This window comes from Burkholderia sp. MSMB1078WGS, assembly GCF_001528895.1.
Taxonomy (GTDB): domain Bacteria; phylum Pseudomonadota; class Gammaproteobacteria; order Burkholderiales; family Burkholderiaceae; genus Burkholderia.
Genome location: NZ_LPDI01000105.1, coordinates 1 through 1,464 on the forward strand (window position 1 = coordinate 1; position 1,464 = coordinate 1,464).

Here is a 1,464-nt window from a genome sequence, read left to right on the forward strand (position 1 = left end):
ACCGGCGCATCCGGCGCGCGCGGCGCTTCGCCGGCGCGCTGGATCCAGCCGCCGCCGAGTGCGCGGTACAGGTCGACCAGGTTCGTCCAGCGTGCCAGACGTGCGCTGATCAGCGACTGCTGTGCGGAGTACAGATCCGTCTGCGCGGTCAGCACCGACAGGTAGCTGTCCACACCGTTCTTGTAGCGCAGGTCCGACAGATCGAAGCGACGCTGCTGCGCGTGCTCGTTGCGCTCGAGCGCCGCGATCTGCTGGTCGTACGTGCCGCGTGCGGCCAGCCCGTCCGACACTTCGCGGAATGCCGACTGGATCGCCTTCTCGTAGTTCGCGATCTCGATGCGCTTCTGCACGTTCGCGAGATCGAGATTGGCGATGTTCGAGCCACCCTCGAAGATCGGCAGCGCGATGTTCGGCGCGAACGACCACGCCGCCGTGCCGGCCTTGAACAGGCCGCCCAGCGTCGGGCTCGCGGTGCCGAACGCGGCCGTCAGCGAGATCTTCGGGAAGAACGCCGCGCGGGCCGCGCCGATGTTCGCGTTCGCGGCCAGCAGCGTCTGCTCGGCCTGCATCACGTCCGGACGACGCGTGAGCAGATCCGACGGCAGGCCCGCCGGCACGTCCGTCAGCAGGTTCTGCGCATCGAGCGGCAGGCCCGCCGGCAGATCGTCCGGCAGCGGCTCGCCGATCAGCAGCACCAGCGCGTTCAGCGCCTGCGCGCGCGCACGTGCCTGCGCCTGCTGGTTCGCGAGCGCCGTCTCGACCACCGTCTGCGCCTGACGCAACTCGAGCTCGGAGCCCGTGCCGTTGTCGAACTGCAGCTTGGTCAGGTCGTACGACGCCTGCGCGGTCTTCAGCGTGTCTTCCGTGACCTTCAGCAGATCGTCGGTCGACAGCAGCGTCAGGTATTGATCCGCCACCTGCGACACCAGCGAGATCTCCGACGCCTGCCGCGCGTACGACGTCGACAGGTACTGCGCGAGCGCCTGATCCTTCAGGCTCTGCACGCGGCCGAACAGGTCGAGTTCCCACGATGCGGACAGCCCGACGTTGTAGACGCGCGAAACGTAGGCTTGATTGGTCGGCGAAACACCTTGCGGATAGCGCTGGATGTTGCCCGTGCCCGTACCGTCGAGCGTCGGGAACAGCCCCGCGCGCGTGATCTGGTACTGCGCACGCGCCGCCTCGATGTTCAGCACCGACACGCGCAGGTCGCGGTTGTTTTTCAGCGCGATTTCGATCAGCCGCTGCAGGCGCGGATCGACGAAGAACTCGCGCCAGCCGATGGCAGTCGCCGCCTGGCCGTTCGCGCTGCGCGCGCCGGCCGCGCCCGGCTGCGTCGCGTAGACGCCGCCGGCCGGGTACGCCTGCGCGACGGGCGCGTCGGGCCGCTTGTAATGCGGCGCCATCGTGCACCCCGTGGCAAGGAGCGCGACTGCGATTGCAGTCAAAGCGTGTTTTTGCATC

At 68.4% G+C, this 1,464-nt stretch carries 1 protein-coding gene; it reads right to left on the reverse strand.

Translation table 11 applies throughout. From position 1 onward, the window contains the following. The coding region (locus WT24_RS29000; RefSeq protein ID WP_060036680.1) for an efflux transporter outer membrane subunit at positions 1–1,463 on the reverse strand (1,463 nt) is incomplete at its 3' end. Position 1,464 lies beyond the last annotated feature (1 nt).